Source organism: Verminephrobacter aporrectodeae subsp. tuberculatae At4, from assembly GCF_000193225.1.
In the GTDB taxonomy this organism is placed as follows: Bacteria; Pseudomonadota; Gammaproteobacteria; order Burkholderiales; family Burkholderiaceae_C; genus Acidovorax; species Acidovorax aporrectodeae.
Genome location: NZ_AFAL01000500.1, coordinates 1 through 9150, shown reverse-complemented (window position 1 = coordinate 9150; position 9150 = coordinate 1). Strand labels below are relative to the sequence as shown.

Genomic DNA, 9150 nt, shown 5'->3' with positions numbered 1-9150 from the left:
CGGTGGTCCGCGCTTCAACCGCTGATACCGGGAGCGCACCCGCTGCGCGGATCACGCGCGGCGGGAAATCCGGTGCCTGTTTCGGCGCACTGCATAATTAATGCGCGCACGCAGCCCGCCCCCCGGGGCCGGGGGCGGCGTCCACATTGCGCCAGACAGGAGACATGCAGCCATGGCCCAGAACGTGCTCGCCGTTTACCCCGGGACCTTCGACCCCATCACGCTGGGCCATGAGGACGTGGTGCGCAGGGCCACCCAGCTGTTTGCGCGCGTGATCGTGGCCGTGGCGGCGGGCCACCACAAGAAGACCCTGTTCAGCCTGGACGAGCGCATCGACATGGTCCGCGACGCAGTCAGGCACTACCCCCAGGTGCAGGTGGAGAGCTTCTCGGGCCTGCTGCGCGACTTCGTGGTGTCGCGCGGCGGCAAGGCCATGGTGCGCGGCCTGCGCGCCGTCACCGACTTCGACTACGAGTTCCAGCTCGCGGGAATGAACCGCAGCCTGATGCCCCAGGTGGAGACCGTGTTCCTCACCCCCGGAGACAAGTACCAGTTCATCAGCAGCACCTTTGTGCGCGAGATCGCCATGCTCGGCGGCGAGGTGCACAAGTTCGTATCGTCCACGGTGAAGGACCGGCTGGCGCTGAAGGTGAGCCGCCTGGCCCCTCCGGTCTGAAGCGCGCGCGCGTCGGCCGGTGCCCGGTCAGGTCAGGATCTGCAACTGCCGGGTGATGTCCGCCGCTTGCGCGCGCAGGGCCTGGAGCATCGGTCCGACCTCGGGCAGGGACGGGCGGTACAGGGGCCGCAGGAGGGTCACGTTGAACGGGATCGAGAACGCGAGGCGGCGCAGCACGAGCTGCCCGCCGGCGGCGGCCAGCGCCGTCACCGGGTTCACGATGGCCAAGCCCAGACCCTGTTGCACCATGGCGCACACGGCCGCCGCGCTGTGCGTCTCGACGCGCAGGCTGCGCACCACGCCGGCCGCCGCAAAGTGCGCGTCGATCAGGCCCCGGTAAGGGTCTTCGGAGGACAGACTGACGAAGGACTCGTGGGCAAAATCCGCCAGTTCGATCCTGGCCTTGCACGCCAGCGGATGCTGCGCGGGCAGCACGGCGACCTCGTCGAGCGTGAGCAGCCGCTCGGCGCGCGTGCCCGGCGGGACGGTGACGTGCTCGGACAGCCCCAGGTCGAAGCGCTGCGCGCTCATCCATTCTTCGAGCAGGGGCGGCTCCTGCGGCGTGATCGACAGGCGCGCATGCGGGCTCTCGTGCAGCAGCCGCGCCACTGCGCCCGGCAGCAGGGCATGCGCCAGCGCGGGCAGGCAGAGTACCGACAACTGCACGGCGTTCGGGCGGCTCAGCGTGAGCGCGTGCTCGACGACGCGCTCCAGTCCCGTCCAGGAGCGCTGCACCTCGTCCCACAGCGTCAGCGCGCGCGGTGGGGCGCAGGCGGCCCTGTATGCGATCGAACAGCGCGTAACCGAGCAGAAATTCCAGCCGCGCGAGTTCCCGGCTCACGGTGGGCTGCGAGCTGTACAGCAGATCGGCCGCGTTCGTGGCGCCACCCGCCACCATCAGCGCGCGAAAGACTTCGATATGTCGGTGGGTGATGCGCGCGGCAGGGGGCTGCGCCCGGGTGTGCGTGTTGATGTTGTTGTTGTCGTCCGTCATACCCCGGAGCATATCCGTGGTGCATGGACGATCGAACGACAGGCATTCGCCTGCGGGCCATGGCGCGGGCATGATCGGGCCCTCGACAGCTTCCCGCGCAGTCCCACCATGCCCCATCCCTTCCCGCCCGCCCGGTTGCGTGCCCTGGCCGACCGCTTCGGCACCCCCTTGTGGGTGTACGACGCGGCCACGATGCGCCAGCGCATCGCGCAGCTGTCGTGCTTTGACACCATCCGCTTTGCGCAAAAAGCCTGCTCCAACATCCACATCCTCGGGCTCATGCGCGCGCAGGGCGTGCGGGTTGACGCGGTCTCGCGCGGCGAGATCCTGCGCGCGCTGGCGGCAGGCTTTCGGGCCGGGGGCGATCCCGCGGACATCGTTTTCACCGCCGACCTGTTCGACGCCGCCACGCTCGACTGCGTGCTCGAACACGGCGTCCCCGTGAACGCGGGATCGATCGACATGCTGCACCAGCTCGGCGCGCGCGCGCCCGGCCATGGCGTGTGGCTGCGCATCAATCCCGGCTTTGGCCATGGCCACAGCAACAAGACGAACACCGGCGGCGAGCACAGCAAGCACGGCATCTGGCATGCCGAGCTGCCCGCCGCGCTGGCCGCCGTCGGGCAGCATGGCCTGAAGCTCGTGGGCCTGCACATGCATATCGGCTCGGGCGTGGACTACGGCCACCTGGCCCAGGTCTGCGGCGCCATGCTGGAGCGGGTGCGCACCGTGCATGCGGCCGGGCATGGGCTGCACGCCATCTCGGCGGGCGGTGGCCTGTCCACGCCCTACCGCAGCGCCGACCCGGTGCTGGACACGCAGCACTACCACAGCCTCTGGGACGCCACGCGCCGGCAGGCCGAGGCCATCGTCGGCCACGCGCTGGGGCTGGAGATCGAGCCGGGCCGCTACCTGGTGGCCGAGGCGGGCGTTCTGCTTTGCGAGGTGCGCGCGACGAAGAACGCGGGCAGCCAGCATTTCGTGCTGGTGGACGCGGGCTTCAACGAGCTCATGCGGCCCGCGATGTACGGCAGCTACCACGCCATGAGCCTGCTGCGCCGCGACGCCGCGGACGCTGGCGCCCTGCGTCCCAGCGTGGTCGCGGGCCCGCTGTGCGAATCGGGCGACGTGTTCACGCAGGACGAGGGCGGCGTGGTGCTGCCGCGCGAGCTGCCCGCGGCCCGGGTGGGCGACCTGCTGGTGATCCATGACACGGGGGCCTACGGCGCGAGCATGTCCTCGAACTACAACACGCGCCCCCTGATCGCCGAAGTGCTGGTCGATGGCGCGCAGGTCCGGCCCATCCGCCGCCGCCAGACGGTGGACGAATTGCTGGCGCTGGAGAGGGGGCTCTGAGGCGCTGAGAAAGGTGCGCGCGCCCCATGGTGGTGCGCAAAATCTGGCACGGGCCTTGCACGACGAGGGCGAGGGCCTGGCAGTGCAACGGCGCACAAAGGGCCTGTATGGACGAAGGCGTCCCCGCATGCGGCATCGGGTATCCGAAGCCGCATCGCGTGGACGCCTTTCTTGTTTTGCGCAGCGCGCAGGCGATTGACAAGCGACGGAGGCCCGATGAAGAAACCCAAGCTGGTGCTCGTGGGAAACGGCATGGCCGGTGTGCGCACGCTCGAGGAACTGCTCAAGGTGGCTCCCGATCTGTACGACATCACGGTGTTCGGCGCCGAGCCGCACCCGAACTACAACCGCATCCTGCTGTCGCCGGTGCTCGCGGGCGAGCAGAGCATCGACGAGATCATCCTCAACGACTGGTCGTGGTACGCCGGGCACGGCATCCGCCTGCACGCCGGCTGCACGGTGACCGAGGTGGACCGCGCGCGCCGCGTGGTGAGCGCGCGCAGCGACGCGGGCGAGGTGATCAGCGCCGGGTACGAGCGCCTCGTCCTGGCCACGGGGTCGCGGCCCTTCATGCTGCCCGTCCCCGGCAGCGGGCTCGAGGGCGTGCTGGCGTACCGCAACATTGCCGACACCCGGGCCATGATGGACGCGGCAGCGACCTACCGGCAGGCGGTGGTGATCGGCGGCGGCCTGCTCGGGCTGGAGGCGGCCAACGGCCTGATGAAGCGCGGCATGCAGGTCACCGTGGTGCACGCCAGCGACTGGCTCATGGAGCGCCAGCTCGACGGCGTCGCCGGCAGGATGCTGCAAGAGTCCTTGCAGGAGCGCGGCATGCGCTTTCTCATGGGCGCGCAGACGCAGGCGCTCGTCGGCGACGCACGCGGCGGTGGGGACGGGCCTGCCGGGCGGGTGCGCGCCGTGCGCTTCAAGGACGGCAGCGAGCTGCCCGCCGATCTGGTGGTGATGGCCGTCGGCATCCGCCCCGAAACGGCGCTCGCCGAGCGGATGCGCCTGCACGTGGAGCGCGGTATCGTGGTCAGCGACACGCTGCAGAGCACCACCGACGCGCGCGTCTACGCCGTGGGCGAATGCGCCGCGCACCGCGGCGTCGCTTACGGGCTGGTGGCCCCGCTGTTCGAGCAGGCGAAGGTGCTGGCGAACCACCTGGCCGAGTTCGGCATCGGCCGCTACCAGGGCTCGCAGACCTCGACCAAGCTCAAGGTCACGGGAATCGACCTGTTCTCTGCGGGCGACTTCCAGGGCGGAGCCGGAACCGAGGAAATCGTTCTCAGCGACCCCTGCGGCGGCGTGTACAAGAAGCTCGTCATCCGGGACGAGAAGCTCGTGGGCGCCTGCCTGTACGGCGACACGGTCGATGGCAGCTGGTACTTCAAGCTGCTGCGCGACGGCCGCGGCGTGGGCGCAATCCGCGACCGGCTCATGTTCGGCGAAACGCAGCTCGGCGACACCGGCCACCAGGGCCAGAGCCGGGCCGCCGCGCTGCAGGACGGCGACGAGGTCTGCGGCTGCAACGGCGTGACCAAGGGCAGCATCTGCAAGGCCATCCGGGACCAGGGCCTGTTCACGCTGGACGCGGTGCGCAAGCACACCAAGGCCAGCGCATCCTGCGGCTCGTGCACCGGGCTGGTCGAGCAGATCATCATGTTCACCGCCGGCGGTGACTACTCGGCAACGCCCGCGACCCAGGCCCTGTGCGGCTGCACCGAGCACGGCCACCAGGCGGTGCGCGACGCCATCCGCGCGAACCGGCTGCTGAGCATGGGCAGCGTATTCAAGTTTCTGGAGTGGCGCACGCCCAACGGCTGCGCCAGCTGCCGCCCGGCCCTGAACTACTACCTCATCAGCACCTGGCCCAAGCAGGCGCGCGACGACCCGCAGAGCCGCGCCATCAACGAGCGCAGCCACGCCAACATCCAGAAGGACGGCAGCTACAGCGTGGTCCCGCGCATGTGGGGCGGCGAGACCACGGCCGACGAGCTGCGCCGCATCGCCGACGCGGTGGACAAGTACCGCATCCCCACGATCAAGGTCACGGGCGGCCAGCGCATCGACCTGCTGGGCGTGAGGAAGGAAGACCTGGTGAATGTCTGGAAGGACATCGGCATGCCCAGCGGCCACGCCTACGCCAAGGCCCTGCGCACGGTCAAGACCTGCGTGGGCAGCGAATGGTGCCGCATGGGAACGCAGGACAGCACCCGGATGGGCAAGGACCTGGAGCGCGCCATGTGGCGCATGTACGCCCCGCACAAGGTCAAGTTCGCCGTCTCCGGCTGCCCGCGCAACTGCGCCGAGGCCGGGATCAAGGACGTGGGAATCATCGGCGTCGAATCGGGCTGGGAGATGTACGTCGCCGGCAACGGCGGAATCAAGACCGAGGTCGCGCAGTTCCTCACCAAGCTCCAGACCGCCGAGGAGGTGCTCGAGTACACCGGGGCCTTTTGTGAGCTCTACCGCCAGGAGGGCTGGTACCTGGAGCGCAGCGTGCACTACGTGCGCCGCGTGGGCCTGGACTACGTGAAAAAGCGCATCCTGCAAGACCCCGCAGGCCGCAAGGCGCTGTGGCAGGAACTGCAGTTTGCGCTGGCCGACGAGCCCGACCCCTGGTTCGAGCCCGAAAAGGCCGCGCTGGACCTGCGCCAGTTCACCCCGTTGGGCGAGCCCGCAGCACCCCAAGGACCCTGCGCATGAGCACCCACCCTCCCGCTGCCGCATGGCAGCTCGTCTGCCGCGTGCACGACATCCCCGTGCTCGGCGCGCGCCGCGTGGCGCGCGCCCGGGGGCTGGACGTGGCGCTCTTTCGCACCGACGCCGAAGGCGTTTTTGCGCTGCTCGACCATTGCCCGCACAAGGGCGGGCCCCTGAGCCAGGGAATCGTGTTCGGCACGCAGGTCGCCTGCCCCCTGCACAACTGGAGCATCGGCCTGTGCGACGGGCAGGCCGCGGCGCCCGACAAGGGCTGCACGCCGAAGTTCGCGGTGAAGGTGGAGGACGGCGCGGTCTACCTCGACGCGCACGAGCTGGCGAACCTGGCGACCGAATTCACCCGGCCGCGGGCCGGTCCCGCGCGGTCCACAGCTGCGGCATGACATGCAGGAGACCGCGTCCACCTGCCCCTACTGCGGCGTAGGCTGCGGCGTGATCATCGAGAGCGAGGGGGCGCAGATCACCGGCGTGCGCGGCGACCCGGCGCACCCGGCGAACTTCGGCCGCTTGTGCACCAAGGGTGCGACGCTGCACCGCACGGCCAGCCGCTCCGTCACCCTGCAGACCCGTTTGCTGCAACCGCTGCACCGCGCGCGCCGCGGGGACACGCCGCAGGCGCTGTCCTGGGACGCGGCCCTGGACTTGGCCGCGCAGCGCTTCGCGGACACCATCGGGCGCCAGGGTCCGGACGCCGTGGGCTTCTACGTCAGCGGCCAATTGCTCACCGAGGACTACTACGTCTTCAACAAACTCGCCCGCGGCCTGATCGGAACGAACAACATCGACAGCAACTCGCGCCTGTGCATGAGCAGCGCCGTGGCCGGCTACAAGGCCACGCTGGGGGCCGACGCGCCGCCCGCCTGCTACGACGACCTGCGCCACGCGCAATGCCTGTTCATCGTGGGCAGCAACACCGCCTGGGCGCACCCGGTGCTGTTTCGGCGCATCGAAGACGCACGCGCGGCGAACCCCGGCCTGAAGCTCATCGTTGCCGACCCGCGCCGCACCGACACCGCCGCCATGGCCGACCTGTTCCTGCCGCTGCAACCGGGCAGCGACGTGATGCTGTTCAACGGCATGCTGCACCTGATGCTGTGGGAGGGCTGGATCGACGCCGCGTTCATCGCCGCGCACACCACGGGCTTTGCCGCGCTCAAGGCCCTGGTGCGCGACTGCACACCCGAGCGCGTGGCGCAGGTATGCGGCATCGCGCAGGACGACCTGGTCCGCGCCGCGCAGTGGTTTGCCACGGGCGCCAGCGGCGACCCGCAGCGCCGCGGCGCGACGCTCAGCCTGTACTGCCAGGGCCTGAACCAGAGCCGCAGCGGAACGGCGAAGAACGCCACGCTCATCAACCTGCACCTGGCCTGCGCGCAAATCGGCCGGCCCGGCGCGGGCCCGTTCAGCCTCACCGGCCAGCCGAACGCCATGGGCGGGCGCGAGGTCGGCGCGCTGGCGAATCTGCTCGGCGCGCACCGCGACCTCGCGAACCCGCAGCACCGCGCCGAAGTCGCCGCGCTCTGGGGCCTGCCCTCGGTTCCCGCGCAGCCGGGCAGGAGCGCCGTGGAAATGTTCCAGGCCGCGGCCGACGGCGAAATCAAAGCGCTGTGGATCGCCTGCACCAACCCCGCGCAAAGCATGCCCGACCAGGCCACGGTGCGCCGCGCGCTGCAACGCGCCGAGTTCGTGCTGCTGCAAGAGGCCTTTGCCACCTCTGCCACCGCGCAGTACGCCGACCTGCTGCTGCCCGCGAGCACCTGGGGCGAGAAGACCGGCACCGTGACGAACAGCGAACGCCGCATCTCGCGCGTGCGCGCCGCCGTCCCCGCGCCGGGGCAGGCGCGCCACGACTGGGCCATCGCCGTGCAGTTTGCGCACCGGCTCGAGGCCCTGCTGCGCCCGGGCCAGCGCAGCCTGTTCCCCTACGACACCGCGGACGCCGACCTGGGCGCGCAGAGCGTGTGGAACGAGCACCGCGAAAGCACCCGCGGCCGCGATCTGGACATCAGCGGCCTGTCCTGGGCGCTGCTCGAGAGCGCCGGCCCGCAGCAATGGCCCTATCCCGCAGGCGCGACCACGGGGAAGGCGCGGTTGTACGAGGACGCCGTGTTCGCCACCGCCGACGGCCGCGCGCGCTTTGCCGCGCATCCCTGGCAACCCACGGCCGAGCAGCGCGACGCGCACTACCCCTGGAGCCTGAACACCGGGCGCCTGCGCGACCAGTGGCATGGCATGACGCGCACTGCAACCCTGGGCCGCCTGTTCGGCCATGCGGCCGAGCCCTGCGTGCAAATGCACCCGCAGGACATGGCGCGGCAGCGGCTGCGAGACGGCGACCTGGTGCAGCTGAGCAGCCGGCGCGGCGCCATCGTGCTGCCCGTGCAGGCCGACGCCACGCTCGGCCTGGCGCAGGTCTTCATCGCCATGCACTGGGGCAGCGAATTTCTGAGCGGCCGCGCGCCCGGCGGCGAGCCGCTCGCGGGAGTGAACGCGCTGTGCACAGCGGCCCTGTGCCCCACGTCGAAGCAACCCGAACTCAAGCATGCCGCCGTGCAGCTCGTGCGGGCCGAACTGCCCTGGACGCTGCTGGCCATGGCCTGGCTGCCCGCCGACGGCGCGCAGACCGCGCGCGCGTCCCTGTCCGCGCTGCTCGCCGAATTTCCGTTTGCCAGCTGCGTGCCGTTTGGCCCGCTCGGCGCGCACGCGCTGCCCGAGGCCGCGGAGCCCGAACGCAGCGGCGTGCTGCTGCGCGCCGCTGCGCACGCCGCGCCGCCGGACGCGCTCATCGAGCGCATCGAAGCCCTGCTCGGCCTGGCCGGCGCAGACACCCTGCGCTACGCCGACAGCCGGCGCGGCCAGCGCCGCGCCGCGCGCCTGCTGCGCCAGGGCGACGCGAGCACGCTCGAAGGCATCGTGCTCGCGGGCGACACCCGCGCCGAAGGCTGGCTCCGGACCCTGCTGCAAGAGGAACTGCCCGTGCAGACCCCGGGCCAGCTGCTGCTCGCGCCCGGGGCGCAGCCTCCCGTGGCGCTGCCCGCACGCGGCAAACCCGTGTGCATCTGCCTGAACGTGACCGACGCCGCGATCGGGCAGGCGCTCGCGCATTCCCACGGCAGCGAGGCCGAGCGGCTGGCGCAGCTGCAGGCCAGCCTGCGCTGCGGGACCCAGTGCGGCTCCTGCCTGCCGGAGATCCGGCGCATGCTGCGCGCCACCGGGCCGCTGGCGCAGGCCGCCCCATAGAAGCGCAAGCATCCGGCTTGCCGGAGAATAAGCGCCCCCCACACAGCATCGAACGGCGTCCCATGGGAATCAGCCAGTACATCAAGGAAATCGGCCGCGGCGCGCGCGGCGCCAAGCCGCTCACGCGCGCGCAGGCCGCCGACCTGTTCGGCCAGGTGCT

The 9150-nt window shown here is 70.9% G+C and carries 5 protein-coding genes and 1 pseudogene; 5 read left to right on the top strand and 1 reads right to left on the bottom strand.

Annotation, left to right across the window (positions count from 1 at the left end):
• The first annotated feature begins 172 nt into the window (after positions 1 to 172).
• Complete coding sequence (gene coaD / locus VTU_RS0116700; protein ID WP_010106259.1) at positions 173 to 676, top strand: pantetheine-phosphate adenylyltransferase; 504 nt, start codon at positions 173 to 175, stop codon at positions 674 to 676.
• Between the two features lie 27 nt (positions 677 to 703).
• On the opposite strand, the pseudogene VTU_RS27765 reads toward coaD, so the two are convergent.
• A pseudogene (locus VTU_RS27765) lies at positions 704 to 1670 on the bottom strand (LysR family transcriptional regulator).
• A gap of 108 nt (positions 1671 to 1778) precedes the next feature.
• On the opposite strand from VTU_RS27765, the gene lysA reads away from it, so the two are divergent.
• The 4 genes from lysA (at position 1779) to VTU_RS0116675 (ending at position 8990) form a co-directional block, all read left to right on the top strand.
• Positions 1779 to 3026: a diaminopimelate decarboxylase gene (lysA, locus tag VTU_RS0116690; protein WP_010106255.1), complete on the top strand. Its 1248-nt coding sequence runs from the start codon at positions 1779 to 1781 to the stop codon at positions 3024 to 3026.
• A 216-nt stretch (positions 3027 to 3242) separates the two neighbouring features.
• Positions 3243 to 5735, top strand: a complete 2493-nt coding sequence (gene nirB / locus VTU_RS0116685) for a nitrite reductase large subunit NirB (protein WP_010106253.1) — start codon at positions 3243 to 3245, stop codon at positions 5733 to 5735.
• Positions 5732 to 6133: a nitrite reductase small subunit NirD gene (nirD, locus tag VTU_RS0116680; protein WP_010106251.1), complete on the top strand. Its 402-nt coding sequence runs from the start codon at positions 5732 to 5734 to the stop codon at positions 6131 to 6133. The genes nirB and nirD overlap by 4 nt, the downstream gene beginning before the upstream one ends.
• 1 nt (position 6134) lies before the next feature.
• Positions 6135 to 8990: a nitrate reductase gene (locus VTU_RS0116675; protein WP_010106249.1), complete on the top strand. Its 2856-nt coding sequence runs from the start codon at positions 6135 to 6137 to the stop codon at positions 8988 to 8990.
• The last annotated feature ends 160 nt before the right edge of the window (positions 8991 to 9150 follow it).